This is a genomic window from Methylobacterium sp. WL116 (assembly GCF_008039455.1).
Taxonomy (GTDB): domain Bacteria; phylum Pseudomonadota; class Alphaproteobacteria; order Rhizobiales; family Beijerinckiaceae; genus Methylobacterium.
In genome coordinates, this window is record NZ_VRUV01000025.1 from 1 (window position 1) to 22,968 (window position 22,968).

At 67.5% G+C, this 22,968-nt stretch carries 20 protein-coding genes; 8 read left to right on the top strand and 12 right to left on the bottom strand.

Annotated features, from left to right (window positions below; translation table 11 throughout):
* The 5 genes from FV223_RS04325 to FV223_RS04345 all read right to left on the bottom strand — a co-directional run.
* Nucleotides 1-598, bottom strand: a 598-nt coding sequence (locus FV223_RS04325) for a BLUF domain-containing protein (RefSeq protein WP_147725645.1), incomplete at its 3' end; no start/stop codon positions are given.
* A 26-nt stretch (nt 599-624) separates the two neighbouring features.
* Nucleotides 625-2,349, bottom strand: a complete 1,725-nt coding sequence (locus FV223_RS04330; RefSeq protein WP_147725646.1) for an EAL domain-containing protein — start codon at nt 2,347-2,349, stop codon at nt 625-627.
* 655 nt (nt 2,350-3,004) lie between these two features.
* A complete protein-coding gene (locus FV223_RS04335) occupies nt 3,005-4,354 on the bottom strand; it encodes a HAMP domain-containing sensor histidine kinase (protein ID WP_147725647.1) in 1,350 nt (449 codons plus the stop codon).
* The gene (locus FV223_RS04340; protein WP_147725661.1) at nt 4,351-5,031 is read right to left on the bottom strand and encodes a response regulator transcription factor; all 681 of its coding nucleotides are present in this window, start codon (nt 5,029-5,031) and stop codon (nt 4,351-4,353) included. The genes FV223_RS04335 and FV223_RS04340 overlap by 4 nt, the downstream gene beginning before the upstream one ends.
* Nucleotides 5,032-5,052: 21 nt before the next feature.
* Complete coding sequence (locus FV223_RS04345; RefSeq protein WP_187274690.1) at nt 5,053-5,361, bottom strand: PepSY domain-containing protein; 309 nt, start codon at nt 5,359-5,361, stop codon at nt 5,053-5,055.
* 118 nt (nt 5,362-5,479) lie between these two features.
* On the opposite strand from FV223_RS04345, the gene FV223_RS04350 reads away from it, so the two are divergent.
* Entirely contained in the window at nt 5,480-6,049 is a 570-nt protein-coding gene (locus FV223_RS04350) for a thermonuclease family protein (RefSeq protein ID WP_147725649.1), read from the top strand.
* Between the two features lie 194 nt (nt 6,050-6,243).
* Here FV223_RS04350 and FV223_RS04355 read toward each other — a convergent pair whose 3' ends face one another.
* The 7 genes from FV223_RS04355 to FV223_RS04385 form a co-directional block, all read right to left on the bottom strand.
* On the bottom strand, nt 6,244-7,515 hold the full coding sequence (locus FV223_RS04355; RefSeq protein WP_147725650.1) for an efflux RND transporter periplasmic adaptor subunit: 1,272 nt from the start codon (nt 7,513-7,515) through the stop codon (nt 6,244-6,246).
* 13 nt (nt 7,516-7,528) lie between these two features.
* A complete protein-coding gene (locus FV223_RS04360; RefSeq protein WP_147725651.1) occupies nt 7,529-10,726 on the bottom strand; it encodes an efflux RND transporter permease subunit in 3,198 nt (1,065 codons plus the stop codon).
* 1,013 nt (nt 10,727-11,739) lie between these two features.
* The gene (locus FV223_RS04365; RefSeq protein ID WP_147725662.1) at nt 11,740-12,942 is read right to left on the bottom strand and encodes a Zn-dependent hydrolase; all 1,203 of its coding nucleotides are present in this window, start codon (nt 12,940-12,942) and stop codon (nt 11,740-11,742) included.
* Nucleotides 12,943-12,992: 50 nt separating this feature from the next.
* A complete protein-coding gene (locus tag FV223_RS04370) occupies nt 12,993-13,940 on the bottom strand; it encodes a PDR/VanB family oxidoreductase (protein ID WP_147725652.1) in 948 nt (315 codons plus the stop codon).
* A gap of 3 nt (nt 13,941-13,943) precedes the next feature.
* Nucleotides 13,944-14,513, bottom strand: a complete 570-nt coding sequence (locus FV223_RS04375) for an MOSC domain-containing protein (protein ID WP_147725653.1) — start codon at nt 14,511-14,513, stop codon at nt 13,944-13,946.
* Complete coding sequence (locus FV223_RS04380) at nt 14,510-14,908, bottom strand: Rid family detoxifying hydrolase (RefSeq protein ID WP_147725654.1); 399 nt, start codon at nt 14,906-14,908, stop codon at nt 14,510-14,512. Before FV223_RS04380 ends, FV223_RS04375 begins: the two co-directional genes overlap by 4 nt.
* A 120-nt stretch (nt 14,909-15,028) precedes the next feature.
* Nucleotides 15,029-16,336 (bottom strand): MFS transporter, encoded by a 1,308-nt coding sequence (locus tag FV223_RS04385; protein ID WP_246686459.1) that lies wholly within the window; start codon nt 16,334-16,336, stop codon nt 15,029-15,031.
* Nucleotides 16,337-16,641: 305 nt separating this feature from the next.
* On the opposite strand from FV223_RS04385, the gene FV223_RS31520 reads away from it, so the two are divergent.
* The 7 genes from FV223_RS31520 (at nt 16,642) to FV223_RS04420 (ending at nt 22,845) form a co-directional block, all read left to right on the top strand.
* Entirely contained in the window at nt 16,642-17,235 is a 594-nt protein-coding gene (locus FV223_RS31520) for an XRE family transcriptional regulator (RefSeq protein ID WP_281407436.1), read from the top strand.
* A 318-nt stretch (nt 17,236-17,553) separates the two neighbouring features.
* Nucleotides 17,554-18,723: an N-methyl-L-tryptophan oxidase gene (gene solA / locus FV223_RS04395; protein ID WP_147725663.1), complete on the top strand. Its 1,170-nt coding sequence runs from the start codon at nt 17,554-17,556 to the stop codon at nt 18,721-18,723.
* Nucleotides 18,724-18,889: 166 nt separating this feature from the next.
* Nucleotides 18,890-19,684, top strand: coding sequence for a transporter substrate-binding domain-containing protein (locus tag FV223_RS04400; RefSeq protein WP_147725664.1), 795 nt, complete (start codon nt 18,890-18,892; stop codon nt 19,682-19,684).
* Between the two features lie 40 nt (nt 19,685-19,724).
* Nucleotides 19,725-20,471 carry an amino acid ABC transporter permease gene (locus FV223_RS04405; RefSeq protein WP_147725657.1) on the top strand — a complete coding sequence of 249 codons (747 nt, stop codon included), beginning with the start codon at nt 19,725-19,727 and terminating at the stop codon, nt 20,469-20,471.
* Complete coding sequence (locus FV223_RS04410) at nt 20,468-21,316, top strand: amino acid ABC transporter permease (RefSeq protein ID WP_147725658.1); 849 nt, start codon at nt 20,468-20,470, stop codon at nt 21,314-21,316. The genes FV223_RS04405 and FV223_RS04410 overlap by 4 nt, the downstream gene beginning before the upstream one ends.
* 29 nt (nt 21,317-21,345) lie before the next feature.
* Entirely contained in the window at nt 21,346-22,098 is a 753-nt protein-coding gene (locus tag FV223_RS04415) for an amino acid ABC transporter ATP-binding protein (protein WP_147725659.1), read from the top strand.
* Between the two features lie 564 nt (nt 22,099-22,662).
* Nucleotides 22,663-22,845, top strand: coding sequence for a hypothetical protein (locus tag FV223_RS04420; protein WP_147725660.1), 183 nt, complete (start codon nt 22,663-22,665; stop codon nt 22,843-22,845).
* Nucleotides 22,846-22,968 lie beyond the last annotated feature (123 nt).

Sequence of the window (22,968 nt, forward strand, 5' to 3'; positions counted from 1 at the left end):
GGCCGACGACCGCGATCGGGCCGGCCAGGACCGCGTCGGGCGCCGGCGGGATCCGGGGGGCCGCATCCGCTCGCCGAAGCTGCGCGATCTCCGTTCGCAGCTGCTCGACATCGAGGCCCGTTGCGGGCAGATCCTCGGACGGCGAAGCGATCGGCGCGGGGGCCGGCACCCGCTCCTCCTCCAGCACGAGCCCGTGCAGCATCGCGAACACGGCGTCGCCGTCCAGGCGCGAGAGGTCGAAGCCGCTCTCGGCAGCCAGCTGGCTGAATTGCGCCTGTCCCCCGGCGGACTGGCCGACGAAGGCCATCGACCAGTTCGCGAAGCCGCGCTTCTCGGTCGGCCCGCATTGAAGGACCGTCACGTCGCCGTGCCGATCGTCGCACTGGATCCGCTCGAACGTCTCCTCGACCTCGCGGCGCGGTCCCTCCAGAACCTGGGCGAACGCCCCCGCATTGAACATCAGCGCGCCGGTCACGTCCGACTCGGCGTTGTTCCGTTGCGACGCCGCGAGGATCTGCGTGATCGATGCCGTCATCTCGGCCTCCGATCCCTTCAGCAGGTTCTTGCTCGCGTAGACCAGGCGATAGAGTTCGCTCATCAGAGACTATCCGGGACTGGGGTGGATCACGCGTGCGGCGGGTAGCTCGCGAGGAAGGTCATGAGGTCGTCGGCCGGTATCGGCCTGCTGATGAGATAGCCCTGCACGTCGGTGCAGCCCTCTTCGCGGATGCGCTGCATCTGCTCCGGCGTCTCGACGCCTTCGGCGACCGTCGTCATGCCCAGGCTCTTGCCGAGGCCCGCGATGGCCCTGATGATCGCGTCGCCGTCCGGCTTGCTCGACAGGTCCTTCACGAAGGAGCGGTCGATCTTGATCTTGTCGAAGGGGAACGAGCGCAGGTAGCTCAAGGAGGAGTAGCCCGTGCCGAAATCGTCCATCGACACGCGGACGCCGAGCTCGCGCAGCCGATGCAGCGTCCGCAGCGTCTTCTCGTTCTCCTGAAGCAGCACGCCCTCGGTGATCTCGACCTCCAGGCGCCGGGCGGGCAAGCCCGAGCCGGCAAGCGCCGACATGATCGTCTCGACCAGGCGGTCGCTCTTGAACTGGGCCGGGGACACGTTCACGGCCACCGCCATGTGCGCCGGCCAGTGCATCGCGTCGCGGCAGGCCTGCCGGATGACCCAGTCGCCGATCGGCACGATCAGGCCGATCTCCTCGGCCAGCGGGATGAAGTCCAGTGGTGAGACCGCCCCGCGCTCGGGATGCTTCCAGCGGATCAGGGCCTCGCAGCCGATCAGCCGATCGCCGTCGAGCTGCATCTGCGGCTGGTAGTGCAGCTGGAACTCGCGGCGGGCGAGCGCCTGACGCATGTCGAGCTCCAGCCGGCGGCGCGCCTGCATGCGCGCGTCCATCTCGGGCTCGAAGAAGCGGTACGTGCCGCGTCCGTCGACCTTGGCCCGGTAGAGGGCCAGGTCGGCGTTCTTCAGGAGCGTCTCGGAGGCGTCCCCGTCGTTGGGCGCCAACGCGACGCCGACGCTGGCCCCGATCGTCAGGAGGTGCCCGTCGATCATGTAGGTTCGGCCGATCAGGTCGACGAGACGCCGAGCCAGGGCCTGCGTGTCGCTGGCCTCGCGGATGCCGGCCTGCACGATGATGAACTCGTCGCCGCCGATCCGGGCGACGGTGTCGGTGGGCCGCACGGCCGAGCGCAGTCGATCGGCGACCTTCTTCAGGAGCGCGTCGCCGATCGGGTGGCCGAGCGTGTCGTTGACGGGCTTGAAGCGATCGAGGTCGACGAGGAGAAGCGCGCACTTCTCGCCGTTGCGATGGAGGCGCACGAGGGCCTCGGAGAGTCGTTCCTGCAGGAGCAGCCGGTTCGGCAAGCCGGTGAGCGGATCCTGGCGTGCCGCCTCGTCGGCGCGCGCCTCGCTGGCCTTGCGCGCGCTGACGTCCTCGATCGTCGCGATCCAACCCTGTTCCTCTGCAGGATTCAGCTCGACCTGCAGCGTGAGCCCCTGATCCCTGACCTCGAACGAAACGGCCGTGCGACGATCGCGTCCCTGGCGCAAGGATCGGAAGACCTCGCGCCTCGGTTTCCCAGTCCCGGCGCACAGGGCGCGAAGCAACGGCCTGGCACCCAGTTTGCGCGAAGGCGGCAGGAAGTTGGTCAGCAGGCGCTCGGCCGGCGCATTCGAGACGATCACGCGCCCCGCATCGTCGATCATCAGCAGCCCGTGCCGGATCACGTCGAGATAGCGCGCCCAGGCGTGGGAGGGGGTGCCCGCGTTCGGCCGCAGGCTCCGCGGCGTCTCGCGCCGGGCAGCGCCAAGGTAGTGCCGTTCAGCGCTCATGGCACATCGGACCCGATCTCAGGCCGCCCAGCGAGCGTGCCGAATGGAAGCACTTATTTATAGAGGTAGAATTCTTAATTAGAGGCTACACTGGGCGTTGAATTCGCGCTCTCAAGTTGCAATCAGCCGCCATTCGAACCTGTCGCCACCGCGCAGGTCGACGGCCTTGGCTGCCATGGTATCGGCCGCAACGGACTGGCGGCAAAGCCGACGCCCTCCGGCAGCGGTTCAGTGGGAGCCGGTAGGTCGAACTTGGATCAACTGTCGAACGCAGGCATCCGGCACCTAAGGCGACGCCGGATACCGGGGTCGACACGCACGGGCATGATGTTCCCGGCGGCGTGCAAGGTGGTCGCACGCCGGCATCCGTAGCTGCCAAACTCGCAAATTCTGCGCGATCCACCGCGGTGACGGGGGAACGGACCGCTGCCGGAACGGCAGAAAACGGATGTCTGCTTCGGGGGTAAAGCGTCGATCCCGTCCGACGTTTGGCCTTGAACCAGACGTTCGATTCGAGCTCGAAGCGTCAGCGGCCGCCTCTGCGTCCCGGCAGCGCCGGCAAGGGCCGTCTCGGGCCAGGTGGCTCGCTGAGCCGCCTGGATATCCATCCTGGCGGTCTCGACTGTCCCCTGCCGGCGGAAGACTGCCGAAGACGTCAGCCGGAGGACCAAACCATCTCGACCATCAGTCCCCCCTCGGCGGCCTCGCCGAATGCCATCCGGGCACCGGCTGCCTCGGCTACGTCGCGGGCGATCGCCAACCCGAAACCGGTGCCCGGTCGGCTTTCGTCCCAGCGCACCCCACGGCCCAGCCCGGCCAGGGCCGGAGGGTCCATCCCCGGCCCATCGTCGCTGACCGACAAGCGGCCTCCCGCCCCGTCCGGCGTCCCGGTGACGCGCACACGCCGGTGTGCCCACTTGCGCGCGTTGTCGAGCAGGTTGCCCAGAACCTCCATCAGCTCGCCCTCGTCGCCCGGGTAAGACAGATCGGCAGGGACAGATACGTCCCAGACCAGTGAGTCGCCCTCGGGAAGCCGCCGCATCGTGGCGACGAGCCTGTCCATGACCGCCGCCACGCCACAGGATCTGCGACGCAGGTCCCGAGCACCCGCGAGGCGCGCTCGAGCCAGCGTGCGATCGACCTGACCGCCCATCGCCTGTGTCTGTTCCGCGATCTGCTGCGCCACAAGCGGTTCCGTTGCGGAGAGCCTGCGCATCAGGGCGTCGATGACGGCCAACGGCGTCTTCAGTCCGTGTGCCATGTCCGCCGCGCCGGCCTCCGCTCGCTTGAGCGCCCGTTCCTGTGCGTCGAGCAACGAGTTGAGGTCGGCCACGAGCGGACGAACCTCGTCCGGGAAGACGTCCGGGAGGCGTTCGCGCGTTCCGGCATGCACCGCGGCAAGGCTCGCGCGCAACGTTCGAAATGGCGTCAGCGCGCGATGGACGAAGACCGCCATCGCCAGGGTCAGCACCACGAACAGCGCGGCGAGCGACGGCATAAGAAGGCGCAGGAACGTCGACCGGCTCGCGGCCAGTCCACGCCGATCCTCGGCGACGGTGACCCGCAACCGTGTCGCCGTTCCGCCGGCCCCATCGATCTCGACCGGTCGCGATAGGGACAGGAGCCGCCCCCCATCCGGTCCCGTCGCATCGATGACCATCGGCGCATCACCCGTGTCCAGGCCCGACGATTCGAGTCTCTTGTCCCAAAGCGAGCGCGACCGCAGGGACCGCCGGTCCGGCGTCTCGACCTGCCAGTACAGGCCGCCATAGGGTGTGGCGAACCGCGGATCCGGCGGCTCGCGCGACAGGGTCGGGGCACCGTCCGAACCCAGTCCGACGCGCCCGGCGATGAGCTTGGCCGAGCGGTCGAGCTCGTCGGCCGTTCGGGCGTCCAGCACGCGGTCGAAGATGATCGTCAGGCCGAAGCCGGCCAGCAGCAGAGCGAGGCCGATCAAGGCGGCGCCGGTGATCCCGAGGCGCAGGCGCAGGGAGTCCGCCCTCAACGGCCAGGCGCTTTCGGTTGGTCGGCGGGGACGAGGTACCCCTGGCCGCGCCGGGTCTCGATCATTCCCGGCCCGAGCTTGCGTCGCAACCGCGTCAACAGCGCCTCGAGTGCGTTGGCCTCGCGGTCGCTTCCGACGCCGTGGAGGTGGTCGAGAAGTTCGCCGGCCGAAACCACCTGTCCATGCTGGTGCATAAGGAAAGCGAGCAGGCGGTACTCCAACGCGGTCAGGTCGATCTCGCGACCGGCGACGCTGACGGCCCGGGTGCGCGTATCGAGCTCAACGGCGCCGGCGCGCAGCACCGGCGAGGCGTGGCCGGCGGTGCGCCGCAGGATTGCGCGCAGCCGCGCTGCGAGCTCTTCCATTCGAAATGGCTTGGCGAGGTAGTCGTCGGCGCCGGCGTCGATGCCCTCCACGCGCTCCCGCCATCCATCGCGCGCGGTGAGGATCAGCACGGGGACCATCGTGCCGGCCGCGCGCAGACGGCGGAGCACGCCGAGGCCATCGAGGCGCGGCAGGCCCAAGTCCAGCACCATCGCATCGTAGGTCTCGGTCTCGGCGCGGAACCACGCGGCCTCGCCATCCGCGACGACGTCCACAACGTAGCCGGCACGCTCCAGGCCAGCGCTCACGTCCGCGGCGATGCGGGGCTCGTCCTCGACGACTAGCACCCGCATCGGACGCATTTCCATGTCAGGTCAGTCATCGTCGTCCCTGTCGATGATCTGCAGCGACTGCGCATCGACCTTCACGTCGCGTCGTTTGCTGTCCGCGCCGAGGATACGCAGCTTGTACAACCAGTGCCCGTCGTGGTGCTTCAGGTCGAGGGCCACGACGTCGCCGGGCACGGCAGCACGGGCGGCGCGCAGGACCTCGTCGAGCGGACGGATCTCGCCGCGTTCGAGGGCGCGACGGGCCCGGTCGGCGTCGTCGTCCGCGCGCGCAGGGACCATCCGGACGAGACCTGAGCAAAGGGCGGCGACGAGAAGGATGCGGAGGATCGGCATGGACACTGGCACCATGGGTGGGTCAACCTGACGGGAGGCTGACGGGCTCCGTCAGGCCGGTGGGTTCAGGATCCGCCAGAACGCTCCGCAGATCCCTCGTTCGCGGAGCCGCACGGCCATGTCCATCATCATCGGCATCCTTCTGACCGTCGTGGCGGCGATTGCCGGCACGATCCTGTGCCCGCCGCCGGCCACAAGACATCAACCCCCGGCCCGGGTCCCGGACAACCGCGTCTTGACGCTGGCCCTGGCCACTTGTCTCGCCATCGCGGGGAAACCGGCGTTGGCTGGGGAGCCGGCGACGGGGCATGCCTCGCTGATCAACGGGACCACCCTCACGATCGACGGCGGATCCGTCACGCTGTTCGGCATCGTGATGCCCGCACCGGATGCGACGTGTTGGGACGCCCACGAGGTTCCCTACGCGTGCGGCCGTCAAGTCCGCGAGAAGATGATCGCACGCATCGGGACGGCGGAGCCGATTTGCGAGCGGCACGATCGCCCAGACAGCGGTTCCGCCGAGGCGACGTGCCGAATCGGTGACGAGGACCTCGGCGATTGGATGATCGCCAACGGTTACGCGATGCCCGCCCGCGACGCGCCGGCATCCTACAGGCGGGCGAGCGACCGGGCCTGGGGGCGTCGTGCCGGCTTGTGGGCCGGAGTGTTCGACAATCCGACGGACTGACGGCAGGGCGGGCGATAGGGCGTATCCGATAGACGAACGGCGCCGCTCTAGGTGCGTGCAGTTGCCATGACGTGCCCGCCGGCGACCGGCGAAATCGCCGTGCGGTCAGGCTGCACGGCGGCCTGACCCATTCGCGATGGCGGGTCGCGGTGCACCACGCGGGGGCCGGGAAACGTCCGCCGCGGGGGCGATCGTCAGTTCGCCGAGGCGGTCCGCGGAGCGGCCTCCTCTCCGGCGACGCGGACGACGTCCCCGCTCGCCAGGAACTCCTGAGGATTGTCGATCAGCCGTTCGGCGGTGGTCACGCCCGCGCGCACCTCGACCTCGTTGCCGAGGTTCCGCCCGAGCGTCACGGGCTTCAGCGCGATCCGGTGGTCGTCGCCCACCTGCGCCACCTGCGTGCCGTTGCGGTCGAACACCAGCGCGGTGGCGGGCACGCGCAACGTCCCCGGGTCCGAGGGCACGTGGAATCGCACCTCCACGAACGCCCCCGGCCAGAGCTTGCCTTCCGGGTTGTCGGCCTGGAGCTCCACGAGACCCTTTCGGGAATCCTCCGCGATGGCGTTCGCGGTCGAGGTCACCTCCGCGTCGAACGCCGCCTCCTGCCCCGGCACGCGCAGGGAGGCCTTCAACCCCGGCTTCATCACGGCGAGGAAGGCCTGCGGCACGTTCACGTAGGCGCGCACCCGGTGGAGATCCGAGACCCGGTAGAGCGGCCGTCCCGAGGTTCCCCCCGCCGTGAGCAGGTCGCCGATGTCGACGTTGCGCGCGGTCACGACCCCGTCGAAGGGTGCCCGGACCTCCTTGAACCGCGTCAGTTCCTCCAGGCGCCCGACATTGGCCTGCTGGGCGACGATGTTCGCCTTGGCCACCGACAGGGCCGCCGTGCGCGAGGCCGCGGTGAAGCGGTCGGTGTCGCCGCGCTCCTCGCTCGACCAGCCCTGCGTGACCAGGCGGGCGGTGCGCTTGTTGGTGGCCGCGCTGAGATCGGCGTTCGCCTGAGCCTGGTCGACCGCCGCCTGAAGCTGAACAAGGGTGGCGCGCGCCTCGGCGAGTTGCTGGTCGAGGTCGGGCGCCGAGATCTCGGCCAGGACCTCGTCCTTGCGCACGCGGGCGCCGATATCCCGATGCCAGGCCGTGACGTAGCCGCTGGCGCGGGCATACAGCGTCCCGGTGTAGAAGGCGCTCAGCGACCCGGGCAAGGTCAGGTCCTCGTCCGTGGGCCCGCGCCGGGCGTGCACCACCCGAACGGTGGGCACGGCCTGCCGTTCGGTCCAGCTCTCGACCTCTTGCATCCCCTTCGCACGGTCGTTGATGCCGACCCAGGCCAGCGCCGCGGCGCCGATGGCCACGCCCGCCAGCAGCGCGCCGACCCGGCGCCCCGACGGCGTGCGGGGCGACGCGACTGCGGGCTCGGCGCTCGCGTGCGCGGCGTCGTCGGATTTGGCGTGTTGGGTCGGGTGCATGCGGGATCTGCGCTCAGGCCGATGGGGACGAGAGGGGCTGGGGGGAAGCGTCTTCGCGCCGGGCCGCGGCGCGGCGCGGCCGCCCATGCACGATGCCGAAGACCACCGGCACGAAGAACAGGGTCGCGAGCGTGGCGAACAGCAATCCGCCGATCACGGCGCGGCCGAGCGGGGCGTTCTGGCCCGGCTCGATCGCCATCGGCGCCATGCCGATCATCATCGCCAGCGCGGTCATCATCACAGGCCGCAGCCGCGTCGCCCCGGCCGCCAGCGCGGCCTCCATCGCCGTGCGTCCCGCGTCGAACTGCTCGCGGGCGAAGCTGATGACCAGGATCGAGTTGGCGGTCGCCACGCCCATGCACATGATCGCCCCCGTCAGCGCCGGCACCGAAACGTGGGTGTGCGTGGCGAACAGCATCCACACGATGCCGGCGAGCGCCGCCGGCAGCGCCGTCACGATGACGAACGGGTCGACCCAGGACTGGAAGTTGACGACGATGAGCAGGTAGATGAGCATGATCGCGAAGGCGAGGCCCACGAGCAGCTGCTGGTAGGCCTGCGCCATGGTCACCGCCTGCCCGCGCACCGTGACGGTCGCCCCCTTCGGCAGGTCGGCCCGCGTCGCGTCGATCGCCCCCTGGATGTCCGCGGTGACGCCGCCGAGATCGCGGTCCTGCGTCGTGGCCAGGATGTTGACGGTGGGGGCGATGTTGTAGTTGGTCGCCACCGCGCTGAGCGGCTCGGGGCGGATCGTCGCCAAGCCCCCCAGGAGCTGCTCCGAGCGGGCGGCGGTGATCGGCAGGTTGTTGAGCGCGCCCAGCGTGTCGATCGAATACTGCGGCGTCTGGACGGAGACCGGGTAGGACACGCCGTTGCGCGGGTCGAGCCAGTAGGTCGGAGCGGTCTGCGTGCTGCCCGACAGCGTCGCCTGGAGGCTCGCGGCCGCGTCGCCCTCGGTCAGGCCGACGACCCCGGCGAGCGCGCGATCGAAATCGACCCGCAGCGCCGGGTTGCGCGCCTGCTCCTGGATGCGGGCGTCCGCGACCCCGGCTACGCGGCGGACCCGGGCCAGGAGCATGTTGGCGTAGGCGCGGCCCCCCGCGATGTCGCGGCTGGCCACCTGGACATCCAGCGCGGCGGGGGAGCCGAAGTTCAGGATCTGGCTGACGATGTCGGCGGGCAGGAAGGCGAAGGTCACGCCGGGAAAATCCTGCGGCAGGCGCTCGCGCAGCTGCCGGGTCAGCGCCGCGGTCGATGGGCCGCCCTCGCTGCCGCCACTGGTCTCGTCGAGGGTCACCAGCATGTCGGCGTCGAAGGTGCCGATGGTGCCGCTGTTGCCATAGGAAATGTTGATGCCGCTGATCGGAAGGCCGATGTTGTTGACGACGCTGGCCACCCGTCCCGGCGGAATCAGCGCGCGCAGCCGTCCCTCGACCCGCCCGGTCAGGGCCGTCATCTCCTCGATGCGCGTGCCCGTCGGGGCCCGCAGGTGAATGCGGAGCGCCCCTGCATCCACGTCCGGGAAGAAGTCCCGCCCGAGATAGGGGACGAGGCCGAACGACAGGCCGACCACCGCGAGGAAGCCGACGGCGAACGACTTCCGGCGCGACAGCGCCAAGCCGAGCAGCCCCAGATAGGCCTGCCGCAGGGCCTCGAAGCGGTGCTCGAAGCCTCGCTGAAACCGGGCGAAGGGGCCGGGCTTGTTCGCCGGATCCTGCTCGTGGGCGTGCTCGGTCAGCAGGTAGCGCGCCAGCGTCGGCACCAGGGTATAGGTGAGCGCGTAGGACGCGATCATCGCGAACACCACCGCCATCGCCAGCGGCCGGAACAGGAAGCCCGCCACGCCGCCCAGCGCCAGGAGCGGCACGAAGGCGATGCAGATGCAGAACAGGGCGACGGTGGCCGGCGGCATGATCTCCTGCGCCCCGCGGGTGATCGCGGTGACGATGTCCTCGCCGAACTCTTCCATGTGCCGGTTGATGTTCTCGATGGTCACGGTCGCATCGTCGACGAGGATGCCGACGGCCAGCGCGAGCCCGCCGAGCGTCATCACGTTGATGGTCTGCCCAAGCGCCGAGAGCGCGATCAGCGAGCACAGCACGGCGAGCGGGATCGACACGGTGATGATCAGCGTCGAGCGCCAGCTGCCCAGGAAGACCAGGATCATCAGGCCGGTCAGCGCGGCGGCGATGACCCCCTCGCGCACCACCGCCACCACGGACTCGCGCACGAAGCCCGACTGGTCGGCCACGTACTTGAGGTCGACGCCCGTCGGCAGGCCCGCCTGGATGGCGGGCAGGCGTGCCTTGACGTCGGCGATGATGTCCAAGGTCGAGGCGTTGCCGATCTTGAGGATCGACATCAGCACGCCCTTCTTGCCGTCGAGCTGGACGACGTTGGTCTGGGGCGGCGAGCCGTTGCGCACGTGGGCGACGTCGCGCATGAAGACCACGGCGCCGTCCACGACCTTGACCGGCAGGTCGTTGAACGCCTCGATGCTCTTGGGTGAATCGTTGAGGTCGACGATCCACTCGAAGCTCCCGATCTTCTGGGTGCCCACCGGATTGATCAGGTTCTGCCGGGCCAAGGCCGCGCCGACGTCGGCCGCCGACAGGCCGTGGGCGTGCAGCGCCGACTGGTCGAGATCGATCTGCACCTGGCGCGCGGCGCCGCCGTAGGCGTAGGGCAGCTGCGCCCCGGGGATCGTGGTGAGCTGAGGCCGGATGAAGTTCTGCGCGAGGTCGTTGAGCGCCGTCTGCGAGAGGCTGTCGCTGGACAGGGCGAGCTGGATGATCGGCACGCTCGACGCGTTGTAGGCGAGCATCAGGGGCGGCGTGACGCCCGGCGGCAGCTGCTTGAGCTGCGTCTGCGAGATGGAGGTGACCTGCGCCTGGGCTGCGGTGATGTCGACGCCGGGCTGGAAGTAGATCTTCACGATCCCGTAGCCCGGGACCGATTGCGACTCGATGTGCTCGATGTCGTTGACCGTGGTGGTCAGCGAGCGCTCGAACACCGATACGATGCGTCCCGCCATGTCGTCGGGCTGCAACCCGGTGTACTGCCAGACGACGCTGATCACCGGGATGCCGATCCGGGGGAAGATGTCGGTCGGGGTGCGCACGATCGCCATGACCCCGAAGATCAGGATCAGGATCGACATCACGACGAAGGTGTAGGGCCGTAGCAGGGCCAGTCGGACGATCGCCGCCATACCTTGAATTCGCCTCGATCAATCCGTTGGGCGGGGCTCGACGGCCGCGTACAGAAGCATATCGCATCATGCATTCATCGGGCCAGTGCGGCAATTTGATGACGTCACGCGCGCGAGGCCACCAGAAACAAGGAGATACAATCCTCTATCGATGGTCAGTGCAGTCAACTCTGCTGTCGTTGACGGCACTGAATACGATTCGTAGCGTACTTTTATGGCACGCCGAGCGATGACTGCGACCTGACGATTTAAGCTGCCGCTGCGGCAACCTGAGCTTTCTCTTGGATGAGGGCGCGGTGGGACTGACCCACACCCGCCTTGAATTCACAGCGGATCTCGGACGACACGGGTGCCGGACCGGCGGCTCATCGTTCGATGCGGTAGACGCCGCCGTCTGGAGCGAGACCGCGCAGACGTTTATCGGTCGATGAGACCGCACCACGGTTTTCGGACGGTGAACGCCATTTTCGCCATCGGAGTTGCTGCCCAACCGGCAGCCGGCCCGGATTGTCGCCCGACATCCCACCCTGTGATGTCCAAAACCAGGCCATCCTCCTGGCGTTGCCCCCCGTCCCGGCTGCCGGATCCGGATGGTCCAGCAGCCGATCGCTTCCAACCCGGCAGCGCTCGCGTCAACAGGGGCTTGGCCCGGCCTGACGTTCCGCCATCGGTCTCCCCCGGCCTGGGGCACGGCAACGGTACGCGCTGACCAGCGGCCATCGGCGAAGGCTTCTGCGAAAACGCCTTCCTGAACCTCGTCATGGATCACGAGCGCCGCACGCACATCGTCCAGCCTGAGGTAGCCGCCACGCCACCATCTTCAGCCCGACGGGGATCAGGTCGACGCGATCCTGCATGAATTCGGCCATAACCGCGCGTCGCAGGCGCTCGCACGGCACCGCGTCGGTCAGTCCGAGCTGGTTCTATCGCCGATCATCGACGTCATTGCCTAAACATCAGGACGGGTCAGCGGCTGGATTCTTGACGGGGGCTTCCAGAAACGCTGGGCAAAATCACTTGGCGAGGACCTGCTTCGCCGCCGCTCCAAGGGCGCGCACGCCGGAAACTAGGTCTGCGTCGCAGGTATCCTCTGCCCAGTGATGGCTGATACCGCCGATCGATGGGACGAACAGCATGGCGGCCGGCAGGATGCGGGCCACGTTCTGTGCGTCGTGCCCGGCCCCCGAGGGCATCACCTGCCAGCGGCCGGGGCAGACCTGTTCGGCCGCTTCCGAGAGGGCACGCATCAGGTTCGGGTCGCACGGGGCGGGGATCGCCTTCGAGAGGGCCGTGAGCGTGGCGGTGCAACGCTCCCGCCGGTTCGACTCGCGCACCAGCGCTTCGAGGCAAGCCTCCATCCGCTCCAGCACTGGAATCGACACGTCTCGGAACTGGAAGGCCACCTCGGCCCGGCCCGGGATGATGCTGTAGCCGCCGGGATCCAGGGTGATCCGTCCTGTCGTCCAGGTGCTGCGCGGGCCGCAGACCTTCGGAAATTCCCAGTCGGCCGCCGCAAGGAGGCGTACCGCCGAGAGCCCGGCATCCCTGCGCTCGATCATTGTGGTGCCGCCGGCATGGTCCTGGTTGCCTTCGAATAGGATCTGAAACTGCCAGATCGCCACGATGCCGCTGACCACGCCGAGATGCTGGCCGGCGGCTTCGAGCTGCGTGCCCTGCTCGATATGCAGTTCCAGGAAGCCACGGTAGCGGGCGGGATCCAGCTGCATCCGGGAAAGGCCCGCGAGCCCTGCGGATTCGAGGGCCATCCGCAGGGGCGTGCCGTCTGTGCGGTTGCGAGCGGCGTCGATCTCACCCTCCGTCAGATCACCGATCGCCGAGCGGCTTCCCAGGAAGCCGCCAGAAAAGTGCCCCTCCTCGTCGGCGAAGGCGACGACGTCGACGGGCAGCCCGGCCCTCGCCAGCGCCAGCCCGGCGACGACGCCGAGCGCCCCGTCGAGCCAGCCGGCCTCGTTCTGGGTCTCGATGTGGCTGCCGACCAAGAGGTGGGGTCCCGGGCCGCGATGACGACCGAGCACGTTGCCGATGCCGTCGATCGACGCCTCGAGACCGCATTCTTCGAGCCGGGTCATCAGCCAGCGGCGCGCCTGCATATCCTCAAGCGAGAAGGTCGGCCGGTGGACGCCGGTGCGGAACCGGCCGATCTTGCGCAATTCGTACAGGTCGGCCAGAAACGTTTCGGTATCGATCTCGGTCATGCCCGATCCATGCGAATAATCGCGTTCGATGGTCACTGCCCCACCCTCTCTCAGAGATCGAGGGTCACGCCGCCCCGAGCACGCGAGACGCATGGCGTCATTCGATCCCGGCGTTTCCCGACCGAGAGAACGACATCGCGATGGATCACCGTACCGTCGCGATAGCCGCACTCGCAGGCGCCACAGACCCCGAGTTCGCACGAGGCGGGCTGAGAGATGCCGTGCTCCCGCAGGACGTCGAGGAGGGAACGATCCGCTGGCACGTGAAGCAGTGCGCCTGTCGATGCGATGTGCGCCTCGAACGGCTCGGGCTTGAAGGTCCCGTCCGAGAGGGCGGCGAAATGCTCGACATGGACCTGCTCCGGCGGCCAGCCGTTCTCGCCAAGAACAGCCTGGACGGCCTCGGTGAGGCGCCGCGTGCCACAAGCGTAGACGTGGGTGTCCGCAGCAGAGCCACCCAGCCGTGTTGGATCGAAGCGCTGTCCTTGATCGGAGAACCAGTGCTGAAGGCGATCACCGCAGACTGCGCGGACAGGTGCGAGAAGGGGCGCGTCGGCCGCGGAGCGTGCGCAGAAATGCAGATCGAAGTCAGCCTCCTCGTCGGCAAGTGTCCGCGCCATGGCGAGGAGCGGCGTTACGCCGATCCCACCTGCAACGAGGATGTGGCGGCGTGCAGCGGGGGCGAGTGGAAAGTTATTGCGAGGCGCGGAAACGTCAGCAACCGAACCCGCGGTGAGGTTGCCGTGCACCCAGGTCGAACCTCCGCGACCCGCATCCTCGCGCTTGACCGCGATCTCGTATCGGCCGCGCTCGGCAGGATCGCCGCACAGCGAGTACTGGCGCACGCGGCCGTCGAGGAGCCGCAGATCGATATGGGCACCCGCTGTCCAGGATGGGAGTTCCGGCCGACGCGGATGAACCAGGGTGAGATGCAGGACGTCGGACGTCGTCGCGACGGCCGCCGCAACCTGCAACTTCATGATCAGGCGCGCGCTCACGAGCTAGTCTACCATCTCGATCGTATCGCCGACGCGAATGATGCCGCCTCGCTCGATCCCGCAATTCAGGCCCGAGCGGTTGTACAGCGGCAGATAGACAGGCTGGCCGAGGAGTTCCTCAAGGTACCTGCAGGGGAAATTCAGCCGTCCGCCGCGCAAGATCACCTCACCGACGCGAAAGCGTCGTCCCACGAGGTGGTTCAGGGGAACGCCGCGGACGGTAAGGTTGCGGCGGTGATCAATGGGCGCGATGTGTATGGGGCCACTCTGCAGGGGCGGGTCGTTTCGGTTGATCGCATCCAGCGCCTCCTGCTCGATCAGGGTCACCTCGCGGGTATCCGGCTTGGGCGAATAGGTGCCGGAACCGAGATAGTAGCGGTCGCCCTCGATGCCGCGTCCGGCCACGCACCGGGCCTCGGTATGCTCCTCCATCTCGTAGCTCGCTGCTGAAGCCGTATGGATGTTGAGCAGGACGCCCTGCCATCCCACGGCTCCGCCGGGGACGCCGACTGCGATCGCGCCGGCCGGGTGCGAGAACGCCTCAACCATGCGGGGAGCCGATGCGTCCGTCATCGGGTGGTCTCCGGCCGGGTCGCGAGGGCGATGGCTTCGATCTCGACCATGGCGTCGCGGGGCAGCCGTGCGACTTCGATCGTCGAGCGCGCCGGGGCATCGCCAGGGAAGTGCTCCGCATAGACGGCATTCATGGCGCTGAAGTCGTTCATGTCCTTCAGAAACACGGTGGTCTTGGCCACGCTCGCCAGACTCGCGCCACCCGCCTCTAGAACCGCTGCGAGATTGGCCAGCGAGGCGCGCGTCTGCGCCGCGATGCCGTCGGGAAATCCACCCGTTTCCGGGTCGATCGGGAGCTGCCCGGAAGCGAAGACCAGATCGCCGACACGGGTCGCCTGGGCGTAGGGACCGGCCGCCGGAGCAGCGTTGTCCGTCTTGATGATCGTCCTATTCATTCATCCTCCTCGGAGCCGACAGGCTCCAGAATTCATCTACGATACTAGAAAATTATCCACTGTGAAGGAGTTGTAGGTGGCGGTTTCCCGCCGTGTCAAAAACCACCCGGGTCCGGCCGCTCAATCGATCTGACGCCGCGCGGTCTCTGGCGAAAGGAACGCGGCAGTCAGGGTCACGCAGGCCAGCACGATCAGGTAGATCGAGATCGGCCAGGTCGCACCGCTGCTCCAGGTCAGTAGGGCGGCGGCGATGAGTGGCGTGAAGCCACCGCTGAGGGCAGCCCCGACCTGAAAGCCGAGCGAGGCACCGCTGTAGCGCAGGCGTGCGTCGAACAGTTCCGACATCCAGGCTGCCCCCGTACCGAACATGATGCCCTGGCCGAAGCTCAGGGCTACCGCGACAGTCAGTGTGATGATGGTCGGGTTTCGGGTGTCGAGAAGCTGAAACAGTGGGAAGGCGAAGACGATCGAGAACAGGCACGCGACCACGAACAGGGCGCGCCGGCCGAAGCGGTCCGAAAGCCATCCGAAGACCGGGATCGTGAAGAGCTCGACGATGGCCGCGACGAGGATGCCGTTCAGAATGACGCTACGCGGCAGGCCGAGTTGCCCCGTCACGTAGGAAATCGAGAACACCGTGACGATGCTGACATAGGCGATCTCCGACACCTTCAGGCCGACAGCCTTCAGGAAGGTGCGGGGATGCTCGGTGAGGATTTCGACCACCGGGATCTTCGCGACGGCGGCACGCTGCTTCACGCGCTGGAAGGAAGGTGTCTCATGCAGACGAAGCCGGATGAAGAGCCCGACAGCGACGAGGAAGGCGCTGGCCAGGAACGGCAGGCGCCAGCCCCAGCCAAGGAACTCGGCCTCGGGCATGAGCCCGGCCAAGGCGAAGGCTCCGATGGAGAGGATCACGCCCAGGGGATAGCCGAGTTGAACGATGCTCCCGAAGAAGCCACGCCGATGCGCCGGTACGCTCTCGACCACCATCAGGACCGCACCGCCCCATTCCCCGCCGATCCCGATACCCTGAACCAGCCGAAGGGCGACGAGGAGGATCGGCGCCCAGACGCCGATCTGCGCATAGGTCGGAAGGCAGCCGATCAGGAAGGTGCCGAGGCCCATGATCATCATCGTCAGGGACAGCATGGCCTTGCGGCCGATCCTGTCGCCGAAATGGCCGAAGACGGCGCCGCCCAAGGGGCGAGCAAGGAAACCGACCGCATAGGAGCCGAAAGCCGCGATGGTCCCGACGACGGGATCAATGCTCGGGAAGAAGAGCTTGTTGAACACCAAGGCACTGGCCGTGCCGTAGATCAGGAAGTCGTACCATTCGACGGTCGTGCCGATCACGCTCGACCAGACGATCTGTCGTTGGTCCGCGCGCGAGCTCTCATTCTGGTCGAGACCGGATTCAGCCTCCATCGCGATCGCCGCACTGGCCATGATGTTCAGCCCTCCACCGACTTGGAGAAATTTCCACTCACGTGGAGGCAATCGGCATGCCAGCTGAGTGTGGATCTTTCGGCGAGGACGCGGCAGGACGGTGGCGCAGGAGCGCGACATCTCGGGCGACGATGCCCGGGGGGCTGCGAGGGTCGGAACACCGGGGCGCGGGGCTCGTGCAAACGTCCCGCTGATCAACTATTCAGGGGCAAAGCTGACCCGCACGGCCATGCTGCCGGGGTACCGGAAGGATGGGAGTGGATGACGGCATGTCGGTGAGGGAGATGGTCGCCCCGGGGCAGAGCGGGACGGAGACGAGTTCTCAGATTTACGTGTCCGAGGAGATCCGTCGCCGCCGCAGGGAGCTTCACCTGTCTCTGGAGGCGCTGGCGACGCGGTCCGGCGTGAGCCGCTCGATGATTTCGAAGATCGAGAGAGCCGAGGCGGTCCCGTCGACTGTCGTGCTCTCGCGCTTGGCCGAGGCGCTCGGGGTGACCTTCTCGCGCCTGATGTCACCCACGACCGAACGCGAGGTGCTGCTGATTCCGGCGCGCCGGCAGCCCGTGCTGCGGGATGACGAGTCGGGCTTCCTACGCCGGTGCCTGTCCCCGGTCCTGCCGGGCCGAGGCATCGATCTGGTGCTGAACACCCTGCCGCCCGGTGGCAGCACAGGCGAGTTTACCGCCCATCGCCCCGGCGTTTCGGAATACATCTACATCCTGCGCGGCCGCCTGCGCGCCGTGATCGGCGATCGGACCGTCGTCGCCGAGACGGGGGATAGCCTGTACTTCGAAGCCGATGCCGGGCACGCCTTCACGAGTCTCGGCAAGGAGCCCTGCGAGTATATCCTGGTGATCGATCCGTCCCGCGCTCGGTAGCGAGCCGGTATCGGACGCCCGGGTTTTCGCATGCGACGTTTAGGTTCGGCGTAACCGGCCGGCGTGAGCGACAGTCCGTCCGTTTCCTGAAAGCGTGTTGGTGCGGCAGGCCGATGTCGCACCGGACGATACTGCTAGGCGCCAGCGCCTCCACGGTGGATGAACCGATCCCCGCTCGGTTCAGCGGTGGAGCGACCCGGCAGCTGCCGCCCCATCGGCGCGTTGGGCGTACCATGCGGCCAGACGCATTGCCTCGCAATGGATTTGCCCTCAAGCGAAGCACAGAGCGGCTCGAGTGCGGACGGAGCGCCTTCAACGATGGAAGACCGTTTTGACATTGCCGTCGTGGGCCTCGGGGCCATGGGTAGCGCAGCCCTCTATCAGTTGAGGCTGCGCGGGGCGAAGGCGGTCGGGATCGATCGCTTCGCCCCGCCGCACACTCTGGGATCGAGCCACGGCGAGAGCCGCATCACCCGTCAGGCCGTCGGCGAGGGCCGCGACTACGTCCCCTTCGTCCTGGCCTCGCACCGGATCTGGCGGGCCCTGGAAGCGGAGACCGGCGAGACGCTGCTGACCGCCTGCGGCGCCCTGGTGATGGGGCCGGGCAGCGGAATCTCCTCCCATCACGGCAAGCCGGATTTCGTCGGACGCTCGATCGACGCCGCGCAAGCCTTTGCGATTCCCCACGAGGTCCTCGACGGGCACGAGGTCGCGCGCCGCTTCCCGCAATTCCGGAATCTCACCGGCGACGAGAAGGCCTATCACGAGCCGGGCGGCGGCTACGTGCGCCCCGAACGCTGCATCGCCGCGCAACTGCGCCGAGCCGGCGAACTCGGCGCAGCAATCCGAACCGGGACGACGGTGCGTTCGATTCTCCAGGAACCGGGCGGGGTCCGCATCGAGACCGACCACGGCGTCGTCCTGGCTGATCAGGTGGTGGTTGCGGCCGGGGCCTGGACCGCGCCTCTTCTCGGCGCACCTTTCACGGACCTGCTTACGGTTAACCGGCAACTCCTGCACTGGTACGCCCTCGACGACGCCTCGGCCTACGGCCCCGGCGCGCCGGTCTTCATCTGGATGCACGGCGCCGGCGACACGGACTACCTCTACGGCTTCCCGCCCCTGCCGGGCGAGGCCCAGGTCAAGGTTGCCACCGAGCAGTACGAGATTGCCACGCCGGCCGAAGCCCTCGATCGCACCGTAAGTTCTGACGAATCCGCCGCCATGTACCAGCATCACGTGGCGGGCCGGCTCGCTGGTGCGACGGCGCGGGTGACCCAGGCCGCCGCTTGCCTCTACACCGTGACGCCCGACCGCGGCTTCATCATCGACCGCCACCCGCGGATGGACCGGGTCCTCGTTGTCTCGGCCTGCTCTGGGCACGGTTTCAAGCACTCGGCGGGGATCGGCGAGGCCGTGGCGAACGAGATGGTTCGGGCCGACGGCCGCATCGATCTCGCGCCGTACTCGCTCGCGCGGTTCGGCTGATCCCCGGAGCGATGGCCTATGGATTGCTTGACCCGGTTTAACCGGAAACGGCAGTCTCCCCGAAAAGCGCTCGTCGAGCCCTGGTCTCCTCTCCGGTGACCCGGATTCACCAAGCACAAGGTATCGTTCCGTGCGCAAGCGGACTTCGGCGTTCCTCGGCTCTCGCCTGCTCGCGGCCGCCGCCTTGCTTTCCGCCTCCTCGGCGATCGCGGCGGACGGGATCGAGGCGATCAAGCAACGTGGGACGCTCGTCGTCGGTGTGAAGGCGGATTACCGCCCCTTCGGCTTCCGCGATCCGAGCGGGGCGATCATCGGGTTGGAACCGGACCTCGCCGCCGACGTCGCCAAGCGTCTTGGTGTGAAGCTGGAACTCGTGCCGGTGGTCTCTTCGAACCGGATCGAGTTCCTGCAGCAGGGCAAGGTCGATCTCCTCATCGCCACGCTCTCGGACAAACCGGAGCGACGCCGCGTAGTGCAGGCGATCGACCCGCAATACTATTCTGACTTCGTCAACGTGATGCTGCCGAAGAAGGCCGGCATCACCGACTGGGCGCAGCTCAAGGGAAAGCCTCTCTGCGCCACCTCTGGAGCCTGGTACAACAAGGACGTGGCCCGCTCCTACGGCGCCGAGATCGTCGCCTTCGACGGTTCCGAGAAGCCGCTTTTCGCGCTCAAGCAGGGCAATTGCGTCGGCTACGTCTACGACCAGAGCATGCTGCAGGGTAAGCTTCTCGACGCAGATTGGAAGGCTGACTACGCCCTGCCGCTGAAGGGCATCCTCGACGCCCCCTGGATGATGGCCGTGGCGCTCGGCAACAGCTCGCTGCAGGCCCTTTTGGAGACGACGACCAAGGACTGGATGAAGTCCGGCTTCGTCGTCGAGGAGGAGAAAAAGTGGGGGATCGAGCCGACGGAATACTCGAAGGCGATGCACGAGAAGTACAAGAACGCGACCAACTGAGCCGCGCTTGGCCGTTCGACGGGCCGTCTTGAGGAACACGATGGACGCCGTTCCGAACTGGTTCCGGTCCCTCTACGAGACCACGGGCTTCAACTTCACGGTCTTCTACGACCCCTACGACTGGCATCGCTACGTCAACGGTCTGAAGATCACCCTGCTGCTCACGGTGACGACGATCCTGGTGAGCCTCGTCATCGGCGCCGTGGGGGCATTCATCCAGGGTGGCCCGTCCCGCTTCCTGCGCAGCGTCGTGAACGGCTTCGTCGTCGTGTTCCGCAACACGCCGCCGCTGGTGCAGATCTTTTTCTTCTATTTTGGGCTCGGCACCCTGCTGCCGGCGGCCCGAACCGCCGACGGTTTGCGCGTACCCCTCCTCGACAACGTGCAATGGGCCATCGTCTCGCTGGCCCTGTTCGCCGGGGCCTTCAACGTCGAGATCTTCCGCTCGGGCATCGAGGCGGTGCCGCGCACCACCGTCGAGGCGGCCGAGTCCCTCGGCTACACCCGACGCAAGGCCTACCTCTACGTCGTGCTGCCGCTCGCCCTCCGGGTCTGCCTGCCGGCCCTGAACAACAACCTGATCAACCTCCTGAAGACCACAACCCTGGCCTACGCCATCGCCGTACCCGAGACACTCTACGCGGTGAAGCAGATCTGGTCGGAGTCGCAGAACGTGCTGGAGATGATGATGGTGCTGCTGGCGACCTACGCGGTCCTCGTCGGCGTCCTCGTCTGGATCATGCATCGCTGGGAGCGGGCTCTGCGAATCCCGGGCTACAGCCGGTGAGGCCGCCGCAGACCGCGAGCGACCTGCCGGTGCTGCTGCCGTTCCGGGTCTCGCGCACGCGGGCTCGGTTCGCCGTAGGGCCGGTCCGGGCCGGGCTCCTCGGGGCCGGGCTCGCCGGGCTCGTCCTCGTGGCGCCGGCCTTCGCGCAGGGGCCGGACGCGGTGCTGTCGCCGTTCCAGGTCGTCCTGCGCTGGGCGCCGCTGCTGCTGACGGGCTTTGCCTTAAACGTCGCGATCTCGCTCATCGCGATGCTTCTCGGCACGGCCGCGGGCGTCGGGCTGGGGCTCGGCCTCTTGAGCGAGGGCCCGATCCTGCGCCGCATCGCCTGGGCCCTGACGCAGTTCTTCCGCAACGTGCCCTGGCTGGTGCTGCTGTTCTTCGTCATGTTCCTTGTGCCGTTCCAGGTCACGGTGCTCGGCGTGCGGGTGCCGCTGCCCGACTGGATCAAGGCGACCGTGGGGTTCGCGCTTCCGGTGATGGCCAACGTCGCCGAGATCGTGCGCGCCGCCGTGCGCTCGGTGCCGGCCGCCCAGTGGGAGGCAGCCGAGTCGCTGGCCTTCACCCGGCGCCAGACGCTGTTCCGCATCATCCTGCCTCAATGCCTGAAGCGGATGCTGCCGCCTTGGATGAACGTCTACGCCCTGATTGCCATGGCCACGGTCCAGGCCTCGATCGTGGGCGTCACCGAGATGCTGACGCTGACGGCGCAGGTACACGCGGCGGAAGGAGGCCGGCCGGAGCTGTTCGCGCCCCTCTACGGCTTCGCCCTGCTCTGCTTCTTCCTCTACTGCTACCCGATCGACCGGCTGACCGCGCGCCTCGAGCGGCGCTTCGAGACGGCGTGAGGCCTCGCGTGTTCGATGGTGCGTCCCCGATGCTGAGTGTTCCGCCCGCCGATCTGCCGATCGTGCAGTTGCTCGACGTGCACAAGTCCTTCGGCGAGGCCGAGGTCCTCAAGGGCATCAGCTTCGCCGTGCGCCGGGGTGAGGTCGTCTGCATTATCGGACCGTCGGGTTCGGGCAAGTCGACGCTGATCCGCTGCATCAACGCTCTCGTACCGCTCACCTCCGGCATGATCCGGGTCGATGGGATCGAGGTGGCCGACCCGAAGCTCGACAAGCTCGCCCTGCGGCGCAAGGTCGGCATGGTGTTCCAGCAGTACAACCTGTTTCCGCACAAGACGGCGCTGGAAAACGTTATGATGGCGCCGATCCACGTGCTCGGCCAGGACAGGCGCGAGGTCGAGGTCCGGGCGCACGCCCTCCTCGCCAAGGTCCGGCTCGCCGGCAAGGAAGCGGCCTATCCGGGCGAGATGTCGGGAGGGCAGCAGCAGCGGGTGGCCATCGCCCGCTCGCTCGCGATGCGGCCTGACGTGATGCTGTTCGACGAGGTCACAGCCGCGCTCGACCCGGAGACGGTCAAGGAGGTGCTGGTCACCATCCGCGAACTCGCCGAGGAGGGCATGACTTGCATCCTCGTCACACACGAGATGAACTTCGCCCGCGAGGTCGCCGACCACGTCTACTTCACCGATCGCGGTGTGATCGTCGAGCACGGGCCGCCCGAGTCGCTGTTCTCGTCCGCTGTCGACCCGCGCACACGACGATTCCTATCGCAAGTTCTTTGAGAGCCTATCCGAGTAGAGGCAGACAAACTCTAGGCATCGCCCCCCTACCCGATAGGAAGGTGATCGGCGGCTTGCGGCCCAACCCATCCGTACGAGACGACATCGTGGCTGCCGGAAAGCGGACGTAAGCCCCCGTTGTCGTGGGCGGCAGGAAATGGCCGAAAGCGGAGCGGCATTTTCGGGGTTAGATGGCTGGCATTGCGGGCATCCGGATATTTGTCGCTGACAACATGCTGATGTGCGAACTTGTCTTCATAGAAATAGAGCATTAGCCTGAACATAGAGCATGATCCTGCGCACACATGATGGCCATCTCAGGAGCGACGGTGCAAAGCGACAAATCCTTCCTGTCGCGGCTACGGGTGAGCAGGAAGACGTCCTTGCCAGGCGGCACGGGTCCGAGTTCAGTCATTCTCAACATCGGGTCTCTGCCCCCGATGTAGTGAGGAAGAAGCACAAGTCCGGCTCCGGATCGCGCGGCGATTGATTGTGCGAATCGGTCATACACTTGAGAAGCCAGGCCGCGCGGGAAGTGCCGCGTCACATCCGGCGGCAGGACTTCCGATGGACGCCAGAGTCGTGACCGTCGGCCTGGTGGCACCTCAGCTGTCCCAGACGCTGGATGTCGTCGGGCTCGCCGACGCGTTCGCGCAGGGCGGCCAAGGGGCGGGGGCACGCGTGTCGTACGCCGTCACCCTCCTGGGCACCAAGTTCGGGCCGATCACTGCGGCGTCGCGGGTTCGCTAGTGGTTGAGCCCTGACGGTTGAGTCCGTGTGGGGTTTCGGTTTGCGCCCCATCCTGCGAGTCTGGCGGGATGCGCAGTGGCATCTCTTTCACGCTCTCCACCTCGGATCGCCTTCGGCTCGAAG

Excerpts from the sequence above, each read along its gene's own strand:
- FV223_RS04405 (WP_147725657.1), top strand. The coding sequence starts at position 19,725 with ATGGACGCCGTTCCGAACTGGTTCCGGTCCCTCTACGAGACCACGGGC.
- FV223_RS04360 (WP_147725651.1), bottom strand. The coding sequence starts at position 10,726 with ATGGCGGCGATCGTCCGACTGGCCCTGCTACGGCCCTACACCTTCGTC.
- FV223_RS04330 (WP_147725646.1), bottom strand. The coding sequence starts at position 2,349 with ATGAGCGCTGAACGGCACTACCTTGGCGCTGCCCGGCGCGAGACGCCG.
- FV223_RS04340 (WP_147725661.1), bottom strand. The coding sequence starts at position 5,031 with ATGCGGGTGCTAGTCGTCGAGGACGAGCCCCGCATCGCCGCGGACGTG.
- FV223_RS04345 (WP_187274690.1), bottom strand. The coding sequence starts at position 5,361 with ATGCCGATCCTCCGCATCCTTCTCGTCGCCGCCCTTTGCTCAGGTCTC.
- FV223_RS04415 (WP_147725659.1), top strand. The coding sequence starts at position 21,346 with ATGCTGAGTGTTCCGCCCGCCGATCTGCCGATCGTGCAGTTGCTCGAC.
- FV223_RS04365 (WP_147725662.1), bottom strand. The coding sequence starts at position 12,942 with ATGACCGAGATCGATACCGAAACGTTTCTGGCCGACCTGTACGAATTG.
- FV223_RS04350 (WP_147725649.1), top strand. The coding sequence starts at position 5,480 with ATGTCCATCATCATCGGCATCCTTCTGACCGTCGTGGCGGCGATTGCC.
- FV223_RS31520 (WP_281407436.1), top strand. The coding sequence starts at position 16,642 with ATGGTCGCCCCGGGGCAGAGCGGGACGGAGACGAGTTCTCAGATTTAC.
- solA (WP_147725663.1), top strand. The coding sequence starts at position 17,554 with ATGGAAGACCGTTTTGACATTGCCGTCGTGGGCCTCGGGGCCATGGGT.
- FV223_RS04380 (WP_147725654.1), bottom strand. The coding sequence starts at position 14,908 with ATGAATAGGACGATCATCAAGACGGACAACGCTGCTCCGGCGGCCGGT.
- FV223_RS04355 (WP_147725650.1), bottom strand. The coding sequence starts at position 7,515 with ATGCACCCGACCCAACACGCCAAATCCGACGACGCCGCGCACGCGAGC.
- FV223_RS04375 (WP_147725653.1), bottom strand. The coding sequence starts at position 14,513 with ATGACGGACGCATCGGCTCCCCGCATGGTTGAGGCGTTCTCGCACCCG.
- FV223_RS04385 (WP_246686459.1), bottom strand. The coding sequence starts at position 16,336 with ATGGAGGCTGAATCCGGTCTCGACCAGAATGAGAGCTCGCGCGCGGAC.
- FV223_RS04420 (WP_147725660.1), top strand. The coding sequence starts at position 22,663 with ATGGACGCCAGAGTCGTGACCGTCGGCCTGGTGGCACCTCAGCTGTCC.